This window comes from Burkholderia oklahomensis C6786 (assembly GCF_000959365.1).
In the GTDB taxonomy this organism is placed as follows: Bacteria; Pseudomonadota; Gammaproteobacteria; order Burkholderiales; family Burkholderiaceae; genus Burkholderia; species Burkholderia oklahomensis.
This window is the reverse complement of the sequence record NZ_CP009556.1, coordinates 1,840,163-1,856,861: the sequence shown is the minus strand read 5'-3', so window position 1 is coordinate 1,856,861 and position 16,699 is coordinate 1,840,163. Positions and strand designations below refer to the sequence as shown.

10 protein-coding genes are annotated in these 16,699 nt (G+C 71.0%); 5 read left to right on the top strand and 5 right to left on the bottom strand.

Annotated features, from left to right (window positions below; translation table 11 throughout):
- Positions 1–24: 24 nt before the first annotated feature.
- The gene (locus BG90_RS25980; protein WP_010118936.1) at positions 25–1,722 is read left to right on the top strand and encodes a peptidoglycan D,D-transpeptidase FtsI family protein; all 1,698 of its coding nucleotides are present in this window, start codon (positions 25–27) and stop codon (positions 1,720–1,722) included.
- A 93-nt stretch (positions 1,723–1,815) separates the two neighbouring features.
- On the top strand, positions 1,816–4,308 hold the full coding sequence (locus BG90_RS25975) for a penicillin-binding protein 1A (protein ID WP_010118938.1): 2,493 nt from the start codon (positions 1,816–1,818) through the stop codon (positions 4,306–4,308).
- Positions 4,309–4,672: 364 nt separating this feature from the next.
- On the opposite strand, the gene BG90_RS25965 is transcribed toward BG90_RS25975, so the two are convergent.
- The 5 genes from BG90_RS25965 to BG90_RS25945 are packed head-to-tail and all read right to left on the bottom strand — an operon-like array spanning position 4,673 to position 14,052.
- Positions 4,673–8,911, bottom strand: coding sequence for a bifunctional nitrate reductase/sulfite reductase flavoprotein subunit alpha (locus BG90_RS25965; protein ID WP_010118942.1), 4,239 nt, complete (start codon positions 8,909–8,911; stop codon positions 4,673–4,675).
- 30 nt (positions 8,912–8,941) lie between these two features.
- Positions 8,942–9,295 carry a nitrite reductase small subunit NirD gene (gene nirD, locus BG90_RS25960; RefSeq protein ID WP_010109104.1) on the bottom strand — a complete coding sequence of 118 codons (354 nt, stop codon included), beginning with the start codon at positions 9,293–9,295 and terminating at the stop codon, positions 8,942–8,944.
- A 37-nt stretch (positions 9,296–9,332) separates the two neighbouring features.
- Complete coding sequence (gene nirB, locus BG90_RS25955) at positions 9,333–11,909, bottom strand: nitrite reductase large subunit NirB (RefSeq protein ID WP_010118945.1); 2,577 nt, start codon at positions 11,907–11,909, stop codon at positions 9,333–9,335.
- 22 nt (positions 11,910–11,931) lie between these two features.
- On the bottom strand, positions 11,932–13,257 hold the full coding sequence (locus tag BG90_RS25950; protein WP_010118947.1) for an MFS transporter: 1,326 nt from the start codon (positions 13,255–13,257) through the stop codon (positions 11,932–11,934).
- Positions 13,258–13,263: 6 nt separating this feature from the next.
- Complete coding sequence (locus BG90_RS25945) at positions 13,264–14,052, bottom strand: hypothetical protein (RefSeq protein ID WP_232355224.1); 789 nt, start codon at positions 14,050–14,052, stop codon at positions 13,264–13,266.
- On the opposite strand from BG90_RS25945, the gene cobA reads away from it, so the two are divergent.
- From cobA to BG90_RS25930, 3 genes are all read left to right on the top strand, one after another.
- Positions 14,030–14,836, top strand: coding sequence for a uroporphyrinogen-III C-methyltransferase (gene cobA, locus BG90_RS25940; RefSeq protein ID WP_025990238.1), 807 nt, complete (start codon positions 14,030–14,032; stop codon positions 14,834–14,836). The genes BG90_RS25945 and cobA overlap by 23 nt on opposite strands.
- A gap of 101 nt (positions 14,837–14,937) precedes the next feature.
- Entirely contained in the window at positions 14,938–15,534 is a 597-nt protein-coding gene (locus BG90_RS25935) for an ANTAR domain-containing response regulator (protein WP_010118953.1), read from the top strand.
- 17 nt (positions 15,535–15,551) lie between these two features.
- The gene (locus BG90_RS25930) at positions 15,552–16,613 is read left to right on the top strand and encodes a CmpA/NrtA family ABC transporter substrate-binding protein (RefSeq protein ID WP_010118955.1); all 1,062 of its coding nucleotides are present in this window, start codon (positions 15,552–15,554) and stop codon (positions 16,611–16,613) included.
- The last annotated feature ends 86 nt before the right edge of the window (positions 16,614–16,699 follow it).

Sequence of the window (16,699 nt, the reverse complement as noted above, 5' to 3'; positions counted from 1 at the left end):
GGACGACCCGACATCGATCCGATCATGCCCAGATCCACTGCATCGCTTCACCGCGGCCCGCGCGCCCTGCCCCGATGGCGCTCGCGCTGCGTCCTCGGACTCCTGTGCGCCGGCTTCGCCGCGCTCGCCGTGCGCGCACTCTGGGTCCAGGTCGTGCATAGCGATTTCTACATCCGGCAAGGCGTCAAACGCTTCGAGCACACGTTTGAAGCCTCGCCGGCGCGCGGGCGCATCCTCGACCGCAACGGCGGCGTGCTCGCGATCGACGAGCCCGTCGCCGACGTGTGGATCGAGCCCGAAGCGTTCCGCCGCGCGACGCGCGCGCAAATGCATGCGCTCGCGTCGCTGCTTCGGCTGCCGGGCGACGCGCTTGCCGCCAAGGCGATCAGCAGCCGCCAGTTCGTGTACGTGAAGCGATGGATCGAAGCGGACCTGGCCGCGCGCATCGAGCAGCTCGCCGTGCCCGGCGTGCATCTCGGCCGCGCGGCGCGGCGCTATTACCCGGGCGGCAGCGACTTCGCGCAGCTCGTCGGCTTCGTCGGCGCAAACGGACACGGGCTCGAAGGCGTCGAGCTCGCCGACGACGCCGCGCTGTCGGGCGTCGGCGCGAAGCGCGACATGATCGTCGACCGGATGGGCCGTCCCGTCGACGTCGGCGATGTCGAATCGGCGGGCAGGCCCGGCGCGGACATCCGGCTGTCGATCGACCGCCGGCTCCAGTATCTCGCGCGGCTCGCCGTCGAAGAGACCATCGCGCGCACCGCCGCGGCCGCCGGCTGCGCGATCGTCGTCGATGCGAAAACGGGCGAGATCCTCGCGCTCGTCAATCTGCCGTCCTTCGATCCGAACGGGCAGCCCGCCGCGTACGACGACCGCTTTCGCGATCGCGCGCTGACCGACGTCTTCGAGCCGGCGTCGACGCTCAAGCCGGTGACCGTCGCGCTCGCGCTGAGCGAAGGCGTCGTCACGCCGGACACGCGCTTCGACACGTCGCCCGGCGTGCTGCGAATCGACGGCGCGACGATTCACGATACCGGCAATTTCGGCGAACTCACCGTCACGCAGATCATCGCGAAATCGAGCAACGTCGGCATGGCGAAGATCGCCGAGCGGCTGCGCGCGCAGGACATGTGGCAGACGTTCGAGCGCGCGGGCATCGGCGAGCGCCCGCTCGCCGGGATGCCGGCGATCGCGCGCGGCATGCTGAGGCCGGCGCGCAGCTGGAAGCCGATCGAGCGATTGACGATGTCGTACGGCTACGGGCTGTCGATGTCGCTCGCGCAGCTCGCCGATATCTACACCGCGTTTGCCGGCGACGGCCGCCGGATACCGCTGTCGCTGACGCACGCGAGCGCGCCGCCGGATCGCGTGCGCGTCGTGCCGGCAGCGGTCGCGCGGCAGATCCGCGCGATGCTCGAGACGGACGGCGCCGAAGGCACCGCGCGCGTCGCCCGCCTGCCCGACTACCGGATCGGCGCGAAGACGGGCACCGCCCGCAAGCTGTCGGGCAAGCGCTATGCGCGCGGCAAGTATCGCGCGCTGTTCGTCGGCATGGCGCCGATGAGCGATCCCCGCCTGATCGTCGCCGTGATGATCGACGAGCCGTCGCGCGGCTCGTACTACGGCGGCCCCGCGGCCGGCCCCGCGTGGGCCGAGATCACGGAGAACGCGCTGCATCTGCTCGGCGTGCCGCCCGATCGAGCGCCGGCGCGGCATGCGTGACGCATGCCCCGGCCGCCTCGCCCGCCCTCATCGCGCGCCGGTCGAGTCGCCGCAATCCGTCCGGCGCGCGAGCCATCCGTTCGGAATCCCGACATGTTGAAACTCAAGCATCGCTTCTTCCGCCGCGCATCGCGCGCGGCATCCGAAACCCCGAGCGAAGCCGGGTGCGACGCTCCCGACGGCGATCGCCGACGCGAGCCGAGCGCCGCGACGCGCGCGCGGACCGGCACGATCCGCCGTCTGCTGCGCGGAAGCGGGATCGTGTCCGCGGCGATCGCATCGGCCGCGCTGCTCGCCGCCTATGCCGCGATCGTGATGTACCCGCAATTGCCGACGATCGCCGCGCTGACGGATTTTCAGCCGACGGTGCCGCTCAGGGTCTACACGGCGGACGACGTGCTGATCGCGCAGTACGGCGTCGAACGCCGGGTGCCGCTGACGTTCGACGAGATCCCGGACGTCGCGAAGCACGCGGTGCTCGCCGCGGAAGACGCCCGCTTCTACGAGCACCACGGCATCGACGTCGTCGGTCTCGTCCGCGCGGCGCTCGCGGACTTTGTCCACGACAGCAAGCGACAGGGCGCGAGCACGATCACGATGCAGCTCGCCCGCAACTTCTTCCTGTCCCGCGACAAGACCTATCTGCGGAAAATCTACGAGATCCTGCTCGCGATGCGCATCGAATCGCAGCTGTCGAAGCCGCAGATCCTGCAGCTCTACATGAACCAGATCTACCTCGGCGAGCGCTCGTACGGCTTCGGCGCGGCGGCGCGGACTTATTTCGGCAAGGATCTCGCCGACCTGTCGATCGCGCAGGCCGCCATGCTCGCCGGATTGCCAAAAGCGCCGTCGACCTTCAATCCGGTCGGGAATCCCGAGCGCGCGCGCACGCGCCAGCACTACGTGCTGCGGCGGATGTACGAGCTCGGCTACATCGACGACGCGCAATATCGCGCGGCGCTCGCGGAGCCGCCGTACACGCGGCCCGTGGCGAGCGCCGGCGCGGTCCGCGCCGACTATGTCGGCGAAATGGTGCGGCAGACGATGGTCGCGCAATACGGCGAAGCCGCATACGAACGCGGCTTCCGGGTATGGACGACCGTGCGCGCGGCCGATCAGAACGGCGCGTACGCGGCCGTGCGCCGGGGCGTCGCCGCCTACGATCGCCGGCATCGCTATGAAGGGCCGGAAGCCGTGCTGCCGATGCCGTCCGCCGCACTCGACGCGCCCGCGCGCCGCCGCGCCCTGATGCGCGCGCTGCTGGACCGGCCGGCCGTCCCGGGCCTGACGGCCGCCGTCGTCGTGTCGGCCGGCGCGCGCGACGTGACCGTCGTCACGCTCGACGGCCGCACGGTGACGCTCGGCGGGCCGGCGCTCGATTTCGCCCGCTCGCGCACGCCGTCGCGCTCGCTGGCGGCGGCCGGACTGCGGCCCGGCGCGGTCGTGCGAATCGGCACGGACGCAGACGATCGGCCGATGATCGACGAGCTGCCTTCGGTCGAGGCCGCGCTCGTCTCGGTGGATCCGGAGAGCGGCGCGATCCGCGCGCTCGTCGGCGGCGTCGACGAAGCGCGCAATCCGTTCAACCACGTGACGCAGGCGTGGCGCCAGCCCGGCTCGTCATTCAAGCCGTTCGTCTACTCCGCCGCGCTCGAAAAAGGCTTCGCGCCGGCGACGACGGTCGACGATGCGCCGTTCGAAGCGGCCGCGAGCGGCGACGCGCCTCCATGGCGGCCGAAGGAGGTCGGTCCGCTGCTCGGTCCGATCTCGCTGCGTGAAGCGCTGACGAAGTCGAAGAACCTGGCCGCGGTCCGGATACTCGACGCGATCGGCCCCGACTACGCGAGGACGTACGCGATCGACCGCTTCGGCTTCAGCGCCGACAAGCTCGTCGCCAACCTGCCGATGGCGCTCGGCGCGGGCTCGGTCACGCCGCTGCAGATGGCCGCGGCTTACGCGGTCTTCGCAAACGGCGGCTATCGCGTGCAGCCGTACCTCGTCGCGAGGATCGTCGACGGACGCGGCCGCACCGTGTTCGACGCGCACCCGCCGACGGCGGACGACGGCGCGCCGCGCGTGATTCCCGCCGCGAACAGCTACATCATGACGAGCCTGCTCGAGTCCGTCGCGCAGCACGGCACCGCGTCCGCGCTCGGCGCGCTGCGCCGCCCCGACATCGCGGCGAAGACGGGATCGACGAACGGCTATCGCGACGGCTGGCTCGCCGGCTATCAGCATTCGCTCGTCGCCGTCGCGTGGATGGGATTCGACACGTCGCGCACGCTCGGCGCGGGCGAATGGGGGTCGCATACCGCGCTGCCGATCTGGCTCGACTACATGCGCGGCGCGATGCGGCACGTGCCCGTCTACGAAGCGGCGGCGCCCGGCGACGTCGCGGTCGTCGACGGCGAGTTGTACGAAGCCGCGCACGCGCCGGGCAACGGCTTCGTGGCGACCGTGGGCGACGATCGCAGCAAGGACGCGAGCGCCCGGGCGATGGGCGCATCGGCGAGCGCGAGCGCGAGCACGAGCACGAGCGCGAATGCGAGCGCGACCGTGCCGGCATCCGACGCACCGCACGCCTGAGCGGAAAAAGGGGCTTGCCGAGGCGATCGCCGGCACGCGCGCCGCCTGCCGCGATCCGGCCTCGCGCGCGCCGGCGCGCGATCGAAATGCGATCGAAGCGCCATCGAAGCGCCATCGAAGCGCCATCGAAGCGCCATCGAAGCGCGATCGAAGCGCCATCGCGCCCGCGAACGGGCGCTCGACTCAGGAGGCGGCGTCGGCCGGCGTCTTGCCCGCGCAACGGCCCGTTCCGGCCGACGGCCTGCCGCGCGCCGCCCACGGGACGCGCCGGCCGCGCCTGCGCGACCGCATCTGCCGCCACCGCCCGTACATCTGCTTCGGTCCGCGATAGGCGGTGTCCCGCGAGTCGAGCGCCGCCTCCGCTTCAATAAACGTCTCGCGCATAACGCTTGTCCTTTGCGAGCCGTGCGACGTAGTCCGCCGCCTGCTCGTCCGTCATCCCCCCATGCCGCGCGACGATCGTCTTCAACGCCGCGTCGACGTCCTTCGCCATGCGCGCCGCGTCGCCGCACACGTAGAAATGCGCGCCCTCCGCGAGCCACGCCCACAGCGCCGCGCCCTGCTCGAGCATCCGGTCCTGCACGTAGATCTTCTCCGTCTGGTCGCGCGAGAACGCGAGATCGAGCTGCGTCAGGAAACCGTCCGCCTGCATCCGCATGAGCTCGTCGCGGTAATAGAAATCCGTGTCCGCATGCTGCTCGCCGAAGAACAGCCAGTTGCGCCCCTTCGCGCCGCGCGCGCGGCGTTCGTGCAGAAAGCCGCGAAACGGCGCGATGCCCGTGCCCGGCCCGACCATCACGATCGGCGTGTCGCCGCTCGCGGGCGGCCGGAAATGCGCGGACTTCTGCACGAACACCGGCACGCCCGCGTCGGCCGCGCGATCCGCGAGGAACGTCGACGCGACGCCCTTGCGCTGCCGCCGCCCGTTGTTGTAACGGACCGCCGACACGGTCAGATGAATCTCGCCGCGGTGCGCGTTCGGGCTCGACGCGATCGAATAGAGCCGCGGCTGCAGGCGCTTGAGCATCCCGACGAGCTCGGCCGCCGACAGCTCGACCGGAAACTCGTGCAGCACGTCGGCGAGCTGCTGCCCCCACAGCCAGTTTTTCAGGTCCGCCTTGCGATCGTCGCCGAGCAGGCGCTTCAGCGCGCCGCCCGCGCGGCTGCGCGATGCGATGAACGCGAGCGCGTCCGGATGCGGCCGCGTGATGTCGAGGTGCTTGGCGAGCGCGTCGGCGACGCGCAGCTCGCCGACGCCCGCGACCGTCACCGGCGTGTCCGCCTTCAGGCACGCGAGCGTCAGCAGCTCGTCGACGAGTTCCGGGCAGTTCGTCGGCCACACGCCGAGCGCGTCGCCCGTTTCGTACTCGATCGCCGCGCCGTCCGTCGACAGCGACACGTAGCGCGTATCCTTCGCCGCGCCCGGCTCGTTGAGCCGCAGGTTCGCGACGAGCCGCGACGCGGCCGGGCGCGTCTTCGTCGGGATCGCGCCGGACGGAATCATCCCGTCCGCCGGCACCGCGTGCAGCGCCGCGTCCTCTTCCTTGATCCGCGCGATCACGCGGTCGAGCCACGCGTCGGCGGCCGGCTGATATTCGGCGTCGCAGTCGACGCGCTCGACGAGGCGCGCCGCGCCGAGCTCCGCGAGCCGCGCGTCGAGCCGGCGGCCGTGGCCGCAGAACTGGTCGTAGTTGCGGTCGCCGAACGCGAGCACCGCGTAGCGCACGCCGTCGACGCGCGCCGCGTTTGCCGCGCCGAGCGCCGTCCAGAACTCGTGGCCGTTGTCGGGCGCGTCGCCGTCGCCGAACGTGCTCGTCATCAGCAGCGCGTACTGCGCTTTCGCGAGCGCGGCGGCCGGATAGTCGGCCATGCACGCGACGCGGATCTCGAAGCCCGAATCCATCAGCTGCGTCGCGTAGCGCTCGGTCAGCGATTCGACGTTGCCCGTCTGCGACGCCCACAGCAGCACGACCTTCGGCCGCGTGCGCACGATCCGCACGCCGCTCGGCGCGGGCGACGCGTCGGCCGCCGCGGGCGGCGCGGACGTCGCCGTGGCCGTGAGCGCATGAGCCGATGCCGAAGTCCCGCCCGACACGCGGCTGAACAGCCCGGCGAGCAGCCCGTCGACCCAGAGACGCGCATCGCCGGCCAGCGGCGCGCTCGCCGGCAGCACCGGCACGCCGCCCGCCCGCCGGCCTTCGGCGGCGCGCAGCCCGCTGACGAAGCCCGCGACGTAGACGCGCTCCGCGTCGGTGAGCTGCGGCGCGCTCGCCGCGGCCGGAACGCCCAGCAGCGCGGCGAAGGTGTCGATATCGGACATGTTCAATTCCTCGGGCGCGGCGTCGGCGGCTTCGAGCGACGCCACGGACACCACGCTGGCTTGCGCATTGCGCGATTCGGCGAGCGGCGCGCGGTCGTCATCGCCCGCCGCGACGCCCGCGTCGTCGCGCGCGTCGACGTGCGCGAGCGCGACCGCGCAGAATTTGAGTTCGGGTTGCAGCGACACCGGATCGACCGCGTCGTTCGTGACCGCGTTCACGCACAGGTCGTCGCCGTACACGTCGTTCCAGTGCATCGGCGCGAAGCACGCGCCCGGCTGCACGCGATCGGTGACGACGGCGGGCAGCACCGCGCGGCCGCGCGCCGAGCGGATCTCGACCGCGTCCTTCGCCGCGATCGACAGCGCGGCCGCGTCGTCCGGATGGATCTCGACGAACGGGCGCGGATTCAGCTTGTTCAGCATCGCGACCTTGCCCGTCTTCGTCATCGTGTGCCATTGATGCTGCAGGCGGCCCGTGTTCAGCACGATCGGGAATTCGGGCGTCGGCGTCTCGGCCGGCGCGACGTGCGGACGCGCGAAGAAGCGCGCCCTGCCGGTCGGCGTCGGGAACGCGAGCGCCGGCGCGCGACCGTCGGGCAGCGTCCCGTGCGCCTGGCTCGCGCCGTCGTTCAGATAGCGGATCGGATGGCGGTCCTGCCAGCCGTCCGGCGGGCAAGGCCATTGCAGCGGCGTATCGCGCAGCGCCGCGTGGCTCGCGCCGCGCAGGTCGTAGCCCGTCTTCGGATTCGCGAAGCGCCTGATCTCGTCGAACACGTCGGAGGCCGAACGATAGTCGAACGCGTCGCCGTAGCCCATCTCGCGCGCGACCGCCGCGACGATCCGCCAATCCGGCCAAGCGTCGCCGGGCGGCTCGACCGCCTGCCGCATCAGCGTCAGGTTGCGCTCCGAGTTGATCATCACGCCTTCGGCTTCCGCCCACAGCGCGCCCGGCAGCAGGATGTCCGCGTAGCGGTTGGTCTCGGTGTCGAGGAACGCGTCCTGCACGATCACGACGTCCGCCGCCTGCAAGCCCGCGATCACGTTCTTGCGATTCGCGACGGTCGCCGCCGGATTCGTGCAGATGATCCAGCACGCCTTGACGTCGCCCGCGGCCATCTTCGCGAACAGGTCGACGGTGCCGCCGCCCGCGTCCTTGCCGAGCGTGCCGGCCGGCAGGCTCCACGCGTCCTCGACGAAGCGGCGGTCCTCGTCGTCGAGCGCCGAGCGCTGGCCGGGCAGCCCCGGCCCCATGTAGCCCATCTCGCGGCCGCCCATCGCGTTCGGCTGCCCCGTCAGCGAGAACGGGCCGCTGCCCGGCCGGCAGATCCTGCCCGTCGCGAGATGCAGGTTGCAGATCGCATTCGTGTTCCACGTGCCGTGCGTGCTCTGGTTGAGCCCCATCGTCCAGCAGCTCGTCCATTCGCGCGCGTCGCCGATCCATTGCGCGGCGAGCCGGATGTCGGCTTCGGCGATGCCGGTGATCGCGGCGACCTTCTCCGGCGTGTATGCGTCGAGAAAGCCGGGCATCGCGTCCCAGCCTTCGGTGTGCGCGGCGATGAAGTCCGCGTCGGTCTTGCCGTTCGCGTGCAGCAGATAGAGCAGGCCGTTCATCAGCGCGAGGTCGGCGCCCGGCCTGATCCGCAGGAACAGATCCGCCTTGTCCGCGGTCGCGGTGCGGCGCGGATCGACGACGATCAGCTTCGCGCCCGCCTTCACGCGGTCCATCATTCGCAGGAACAGGATCGGATGACAGTCGGCCATGTTCGAACCGATCACGAAGAACAGATCCGCGCGATCGAAATCCTGATACGAGCCGGGCGGGCCGTCCGCGCCGAGCGACAGCTTGTAGCCGCTTCCCGCGCTCGCCATGCAGAGCCGCGAGTTCGACTCGATGTGCGGCGTGCGCACGTAGCCTTTCGCGAGCTTGTTGACGAGATACTGCGCTTCGAGCGACATCTGGCCCGACACGTAGAACGCGAGCGCGTCGGGGCCGTGCGCGTCGAGCGCCGCGCGCAGCCGGCGCGCGGTCTCGGCGATCGCGTCGGCGATCGGCACGGGCGCCGGATCGCGGTCGCGCGCGTCGCGCACGAACGCGCTTTCCAGGCGGCCCGCGTTGCGCAGCGCGACGTGCGCGGACGAGCCCTTCGTGCACAGCCGGCCGAAGTTGGCCGGATGCTCGGTGTCGCCGGACACCTTGACCACCTCGCCGTCCTCGACGTGCAGCACCATCCCGCAGCCGACGCCGCAGTACGGGCACACCGTCTTCACGCTCGCGCTCGCCATCCCGATCGCCTCGCCGTCAGTCCGCGCGCGTCACGCGGCGACCCACACGTAGCCGTCCTCGATGCGCGACGGATATGCGTTCACCGACTTGTCCGGCGCTTCGAGACACTCGCCCGTGCGCAGGTCGAAGTGATGCTTGTAGAGCGGCGACGCGACGACGATCCGCTCGCCGAGGCTGCCGATCAGCCCGCGCGACAGCACGGCGGCCTGCGAATTCGGATCGACGTTGCCGATCGCGAACGCGCGGCCGCGGCCGCGGCCGTCGTCGACGTGGAACACGGCGACCTGCTCGCCGTTGACGAGCGCGCACACGCCCGTGTTCGGCACGATGTCGTCGAGCGCGCAGACGGGCGTCCACGCGGAAGCGTCTCGATGGCTGCTCATGGCGATCTCCTTGCTGTGACTGGCGATAACAGGACGTTCAAGCCGTTTCGGTTGCGATTTCCGCTTCGGCCTCGCGCAGGCGGCTCGCGTCGGCCGCGCGCGCGCCGCGTTCGTCCGGCGTCGCCGGGCGGATCTGGCCGCGCGCCTCGACGAACGCGATCGTCGAATCGGACGCGTCGCTGTTGACGAAATGGCGGAAGCGGCGGCGCGTCGCCGGATCGGTGACGGCCTTCTTCCATTCGCATTCGTACGTGTCGACGACGTGCCGCATCTCGGCCTCGAGCTCCGCCGCGAGCCCGAGCTTGTCGTGGACGACGACGTCGATCAGGTAGTCGAGCCCGCCTTCGAGGTTGTCGCGCCACACGCTCGTGCGCTGCAGCCGGTCGGCGGTGCGGACGTAGAACATCAGGAAGCGGTCGATGTAGCGAACGAGCGTGTCGCGGTCGAGGTCGGCGGCGAGCAGTTCCGCGTGGCGCGGCTTCATCCCGCCGTTGCCGCACACGTACAGGTTCCAGCCCTTCTCGGTCGCGATCACGCCGATATCCTTGCCCTGCGCCTCCGCGCATTCGCGCGTGCAGCCGGATACGCCGAACTTCAGCTTGTGCGGCGCGCGCAGCCCCTTGTAGCGGTTCTCGAGCGCGATCGCGAGGCCGACCGAATCGCCGACGCCGTAGCGGCACCACGTCGAGCCGACGCACGACTTCACCGTGCGCACCGACTTGCCGTACGCGTGGCCCGATTCGAAGCCGGCCGCGATCAGCTCTTCCCAGATGAGCGGCAGCTGCTCGACGCGCGCGCCGAACAGGTCGACGCGCTGGCCGCCCGTGATCTTCGTGTAGAGGCCGTATTTCTTCGCGACCTGGCCGACCGCGATCAGCCCTTCCGGCGTGACCTCGCCGCCCGGCATCCGCGGCACGACCGAATACGTGCCGTCGCGCTGGATGTTCGCGAGGAAGTAGTCGTTCGAATCCTGCAGGCCCGCGTGCTCCTTCTTCAGTACGAATTCGTTCCAGCACGACGCGAGGATGCCGGCGACGGCCGGCTTGCAGACGTCGCAGCCGAGGCCGCGGCCATGCCTGTTCAGCAGCGCGCCGAACGTCTTGATCCGCTCGACGCGCACCAGGTGATAAAGCTCCTGCCGCGAATACGGAAAGTGCTCGCACAGGTGGTTATCGACGTCGAGGCCCTGATTCTTCATCTCGGCCTTCATCACCTGCGTGACGAGCGGCACGCAGCCGCCGCACGACGTGCCCGCGCCGGTGCAGCGCTTCAGCGCGCCGATGCTCGCCGCGCCGCCCGCGACCGCTTCGCGGAGCTGCGCCTTCGTCACGTTGTTGCACGAACAGATCTGCGCGGCGTCCGGCAGCGCGTCGACGCCGAGCGCCGGCTTCGCGCTGCCGTCCGCCTGCGGGAGGATCAGGAATTCCGGCGCGTCCGGCAGCTCGATCCGGTTCAGCATCATCTGCAGCAGCGTGCCGTATTCGGCCGCGTCGCCGACCATCACCGCGCCGAGCAGCGCCTTGCCGCATTCGGACACGACGAGCTTCTTGTAGACCGCTTTGCGCTCGTCGGCGAACTGGTACGTGCGGCAGCCGGGCGTCTTGCCGTGCGCGTCGCCGATGCTCGCGACGTCGACGCCCATCAGCTTGAGCTTCGTGCTCATGTCCGCGCCGGTGAACGCGCCGTCGCCGCCCGCGAGCAGCCGCGCGACGACGCGCGCCATGTCGTAGCCGGGCGCGACGAGGCCGAAGGTCTGGCCGTTCCACGCCGCGCATTCGCCGATCGCGTAGATGTCCGCGTCGCTCGTCCGGCAGTTGCTGTCGATCGCGACGCCGCCGCGCGGGCCGATCTCGAGCCCGCACCGCCGCGCGATCTCGTCGCGCGGCCGGATGCCCGCGGAGAACACGATCATGTCGGCGTCGAGATGCGTGCCGTCGGCGAATTCCATCCGGTGCGCGCCCGTCTCGCCGTCGACGATCGCGAGCGTGTTCTTGCCCGCGTGCACCTGCACGCCGAGCGCCTCGATCTTGCCGCGCAGCATCCGGCCGCCGCCTTCGTCGATCTGCACCGCCATCAGCCGCGGCGCGAACTCGACGACGTGCGTCGCGAGCCCCATGTCGCGCAGCGCCTTCGCGCATTCGAGACCGAGGAGGCCCCCGCCGACGACGACACCCGATTTCGCGCGCGCGCCGCACGCCCGCATCGCTTCGAGATCCTCGATCGTTCGGTACACGAAGCAATCGGCGCGCTCGCGGCCCGGCACGGGCGGCACGAACGGCGTCGAGCCGGTCGCGAGCACGAACTTGTCGTACGCGAGCGTCTCGCCCGTCGACAGCGTGACCGTGCGCGCGCCGCGATCGATCGCGACCGCCTTCGTGTCGAGCAGCAGACGGAAGTTCGGATGGCGCTCGAAGAAGCCCGGCTCGACGAGCGACAGATCGTCGGCCGACTTGCCCGCGAAGAATTCGGACAGATGGACACGGTCGTACGCGGGACGCGGCTCCTCGCAGATCACCGCGACCTGCGGCGCGGCGGGCGCGTCCTGCGCGCCGGCCGCGATGCATTCGAGCAGCTTGTGACCGACCATCCCGTGACCGATGACGACGATTTTCATGATGGATGCCCTCTGTTCTCTGTCAATTCGTGAAGCCGTTCGCGGCGAGCGCGCGCTCGCGCAGCGCCGCCTCGCGAGCCTGGTGCTCGGCGCTGAACCGTACCGCAAGCGCGCAGAACGCGGAAACGGTGACGAATAGGCCTAGCAGCGTGAGCGTTTGTTGGATATCGCCGACGCCCTTCATCAGGAAGCCGGCCGCGACCGCGCCGACGTTGCCGCCCGCGCCGACGATCCCCGCGACGCCGCCGAGCGCGCGGCGATCGATGAACGGCACGAGCGCGTACGTCGCGCCGCACGCCATGTGCGTGAAGAGACCGAACGCGGCCATCGCGGCGACGGCGATCGCGGCGCTGCCCGCATGCGCGAACCACAGGAGGCCGAGCCCCTCGCCGACGATCAGCGCGAACAGCAGCGTCGCGCGCACGTCGAGCCCGCGACGCGCGGCGACGCGATCCGACAGCCAGCCGCCCAGCGCGCGCGCGAACAGCGCGAGAAGGCCGAAGATGCCGGCGGCGAGGCCCGCGTCCTTCAGCGACAGCTGGAAGTGATTGACGTAATAGAGCGCGGCGATGTTGTGCATGAACACCTCGACGCCGAAGCACGCGCCATAGGTGACGAACAGCATCCACACGCGGTAGTTCGCGAACGCGGCGGAAAAGCTCGCGAAGCCGCCCTTCTTGCCGCTGTCGATCGTCACGCCGCGCGCGCGCAGCGCGACGAAATCGCCCTGCGGGCAGTCCTGCGTATAGCGCCAGTAGACGACGGCCATCGCGAGCATCGCGACGCCCGGCGCCGCGAGCGCGACGCGCCATGCGGACGCGTCGCCGAAGCCGAGCATCAGCGCGGCGGCGAGCAGGAGCGGCATCATCGCCTGCGCGGCGCCCGCGCCCGCGTTGCCCCAGCCGGCGGCCGTCGCGTTCGCGGTGCCGACGACGTTCGGCGCGAACATCACCGACGTGTGGTACTGCGTGATCACGAAGCTCGCGCCGATCGCGCCGATGCCGAGGCGGCACAGCAGGAACGTCAGGTAGTCGTGCGAGAACGACACCGCGAACACCGGCATCGCGCCGAGCGCGAGGAGGCCCGCATAGACGCGGCGCGGGCCGAAGCGGTCGCACAGCGGGCCGACGACGAGCCGCACGGCGATCGTCGCCGCGACAGCCGCGATGTTGACGTTTGCGACCTGATCGGCGCTCAGCCTGAATTCGCGTGCGATGAGCGGCATCAGCGGCGCGCACGCGAACCACGCGAAGAAACACACGAAGAACGCGATCCACGTCAGGTGGAACGCGCGCATCGGCGCGATGCGCCAGTCGAGAAGGTCGATGCGGGTGGCTTTGTCGGACATCTTGTCTCACCAAACGAAAACGGCGTCCTGCGAACCCGGTCGAGTGACCGGATGCGTAGGACGCCGTTGCCCAGGAAGCCCGTTGCCGGGCGGATCGGTATTCGGTGCTGCGAAGCGAATCGTCGTTGATTCGCCGAAGATCGCTAGGCAAGTGCCGTGCCAGAAAGCCGAAAACGAGACGCGGCGCGGCATTGCGCCGACATGCACGGATTTGGCGCCGCGCGCCGACGATACGCGGTGAGGCAGCGAAGCACAGATGTGGTGCGATGCAGCACTGTCCGCGTGCGACAGATCGGCGCGGGGCCGGGTGCGGCGGCGGGTCTTTTGGCCGCGCGGCGCGCGTCGGCGGCAAGGCCGCGCGATCGTGCCCGTGCCCGTCGCGTAGCGCGCGTCGCCAAGGCTCGCGGCACGCGCTTTGCCCGCGCCGGCGAGGCGGCACGCGCACGCCGACGCCGGTCCATCGCCCGCGCGTCGCGCGCGACGCCCGCTCGCTTGCGACGCGCGCGCCATCGGTCGCGCCGTCTTCGCGCCGGTTCGGCGCGTGCGCGGCCGCCGTTGGCCCGGATATTGCTGGATGTGACGCGTCATCGGCAACGACGCCGGTGCAGCATCGCGAAACTTCTCCGGATCGTCCGCCGACGGACGGTCCACTTGGACAACGGTGTCCCACGCATCCGGCCGCTTCGGCGGCCGGGTGCGCAGGACGCCGTTCTTTTTTTGGCGAAGCGCATTCGCCTCGGACGCGCCGCCCGGGCGGCATGGGGATACGAAGATGAACACGATGGGCAAAGTCACGCTGCTCGGCGCCGGCCCCGGCGATCTGGACCTGCTGACGCTCAAGGCCGCGAAGGCGCTCGCGGCCGCCGACGTGCTGCTGCTCGACGATCTCGTCAATCCGGACATCGTCGCGCTCGCGCCGCACGCGCGCGTGATCCGCGTCGGCAAGCGCGGCGGCTGCCGGTCGACGCCGCAGGCGTTCATCGAGCGGCTGATGTGCCGCTACGCGCTGCGCGGCGCGCATGTCGTGCGCGTCAAGGGCGGCGACGTGCTGCTGTTCGGCCGCGCCGGCGAAGAGATCGCCGCGTTGCGCGCGGCGGGCGTGCGGCTCGAGATCGTCAACGGGATCTCGTCGGGCTTCGCGGCCGCGGCGAGCCTCGGCGTGTCGCTCACGCATCGCGATCACTGCCAGGGCGTGACGTTCGTCACCGCGCACCTGCAGGACCACGGCGAGCCCGACTGGGCGAGCCTCGCCGCGGCCGGCACGACGCTCGCGATCTACATGGGAATGAGCCGCATCGACCGGATCGCGGCGGGGCTGCTGTCGACGCTCGACGAAAAGACGCCCGCGGCCGTCGTCCAGTGGGCGGGCACGCCGGCCGAGCGGCGCTGGACCGGCACGCTCGGGCACCTTGCATCCGGCGCCGCCGAAGCGGGGCTCGGCAGCCCGGCCGTGATCTTCGTCGGCCGCGCGATCGGCGAGGCGCTCGCGGCGCCGCATGCGAATGCGCGCGCGCTTCCGGACGATGCGCACGCCGCCTTGCACGCGGCCGAGCGCCGCCGAATCTCGCACGCGGCCTGATCGGCGCGGGCTGGCGCGGCGCGCCGCGTCCGCGCGCGTATGGTAGAAACAATGGCATGGGCGAGCGCCGCTGCGACGCGCCCGCCTCTTCCGTCTGACACATGGGATCGACCGACCAACCCTCCAAGCTGCGCGTGCTGCTCGTCACCGACACCGACAAGCCGATCGGCGAGCTGCGCGACACGCTCGCGCGCCTCGGCTACGAGATGCTCGACGAGGTCGCGACGCCCGCGCGGCTGCCCGCGGCCGTCGAGGAGCAGCGGCCGGACGTCGTGATCATCGACACCGAATCGCCGTCGCGCGACACGCTCGAGCAGCTCGCGGTGATGAACGCGACCGCGCCGCGCCCCGTGCTGATGTTCAGCCACGACGCCGACCAGCAGTTGATCCGCGCGGCGGTCGGCGCGGGCGTGAGCGCGTATCTGATCGAGGGGCTGTCCGCCGAGCGGCTCGCGCCGATCCTCGAAGTCGCGCTCGCGCGCTTCTCGCACGACGAGCAGTTGCGCCAGCGGCTCGCCGAAGTCGAGAGCGAGCTCGCCGACCGCAAGCTGATCGACCGCGCGAAGCGCATGCTGATGGACCGCCGCAAGCTGTCCGAACAGGACGCGTACGCGACGCTGCGCCGCAGCGCGATGGATCAGGGCATCCGGATCGTCGAGGCCGCCCGCCGGCTGCTCACGGCGCACACGCAATCTTGATCGAAGGTGCAATACGCATGAACACAGCACGCATGAACACAGCGACTCTCGACGCACCGGAACGCCGCCATCTGCGCATCGGCTTCGTCGCGCTGAGCGACGCCGCGCCGCTCGTCGCCGCGCAGCGGCTCGGGCTCGGCGCACGCTACGGCTTGACGCTCGAGCTGTGCCGGCAGCCGTCGTGGGCGAGCATCCGCGACAAGCTGCTGTCGGGCGAGCTCGACGCCGCGCACGCGCTGTACGGGCTCGTCTACGGCGTGCAGCTCGGCATCGGCGGGCCGCGCGCCGACATGGCGGTGCCGATGGTGCTGAACCGCAACGGCCAGGCGATCACGTTCTCGAACCGGCTCGCCGACGCCTACCGCGCGTCGGGCGACCTGAAGGCCGCGCTCGCGACGCTCGGCCGGCGCCCCGTGTTCGCGCAGACGTTCCCGACCGGCACGCACGCGATGTGGCTGTATCACTGGCTCGCATCGCGCGGCGTCGATCCGCTGCGCGACATCCGCAGCGTCGTGATTCCGCCGCCGGAGATGGTCGGCGCGCTCGCGGCGGGCGAGCTCGACGGGCTGTGCGTCGGCGAGCCGTGGAACGCCGCCGCCGAGGCGTGCGGCGCGGGCAGGACGGTCGCGGCGACGAGCGAAGTCTGGCCCGACCATCCGGAAAAGGCGCTCGCGTGCCGGCGCGAGTTCGTCGCGCTGTATCCGAATACGGCGCGCCTGCTGGTGCGCACGCTGCTCGATGCGTGCGAATGGCTCGACGACGCGGACCACCGAATGAAGGCGGCCGCATGGCTGGCGGAGCCGGACGCGATCGGCGTGCCGGTCGGGCAGATCGCGCCGCGGCTGCTCGGCGACTACGGCGCGGGGCCGTTTGCGCAGCCGCCCGCGCCGATCAAGTTCTACGAGCACGGAACGGTGAATCGGCCGGCCGCGAGCGATGGGATGTGGTTCCTGTCGCAATATCGGCGCTGGGGGATGTTGAGCGGGGACGCCGACGATGCGGCGGTGGCGCGCGGTGTCGCGCAGACGGCGATCTATGACGAGGCGGCGGCGCTGGCGGGGGCGAGGCGCGACGATTGACGCGCGGCTTCTGTCACGCGGCCGATCGCCGATCACGCGACGTTGCCCGGCGCGCGCGAGCCGATCGCCATGTCGACGATGCGCTC

Bases quoted from the DNA above. Each gene is read 5' to 3' on its own strand.
- BG90_RS25980 (WP_010118936.1), top strand. From the start codon at position 25: ATGCCCAGATCCACTGCATCGCTTCACCGCGGCCCGCGCGCCCTGCCC.
- BG90_RS25975 (WP_010118938.1), top strand. From the start codon at position 1,816: ATGTTGAAACTCAAGCATCGCTTCTTCCGCCGCGCATCGCGCGCGGCA.
- BG90_RS25965 (WP_010118942.1), bottom strand. From the start codon at position 8,911: ATGGCGAGCGCGAGCGTGAAGACGGTGTGCCCGTACTGCGGCGTCGGC.
- nirD (WP_010109104.1), bottom strand. From the start codon at position 9,295: ATGAGCAGCCATCGAGACGCTTCCGCGTGGACGCCCGTCTGCGCGCTC.
- nirB (WP_010118945.1), bottom strand. From the start codon at position 11,909: ATGAAAATCGTCGTCATCGGTCACGGGATGGTCGGTCACAAGCTGCTC.
- BG90_RS25950 (WP_010118947.1), bottom strand. From the start codon at position 13,257: ATGTCCGACAAAGCCACCCGCATCGACCTTCTCGACTGGCGCATCGCG.
- cobA (WP_025990238.1), top strand. From the start codon at position 14,030: ATGAACACGATGGGCAAAGTCACGCTGCTCGGCGCCGGCCCCGGCGAT.
- BG90_RS25935 (WP_010118953.1), top strand. From the start codon at position 14,938: ATGGGATCGACCGACCAACCCTCCAAGCTGCGCGTGCTGCTCGTCACC.
- BG90_RS25930 (WP_010118955.1), top strand. From the start codon at position 15,552: ATGAACACAGCACGCATGAACACAGCGACTCTCGACGCACCGGAACGC.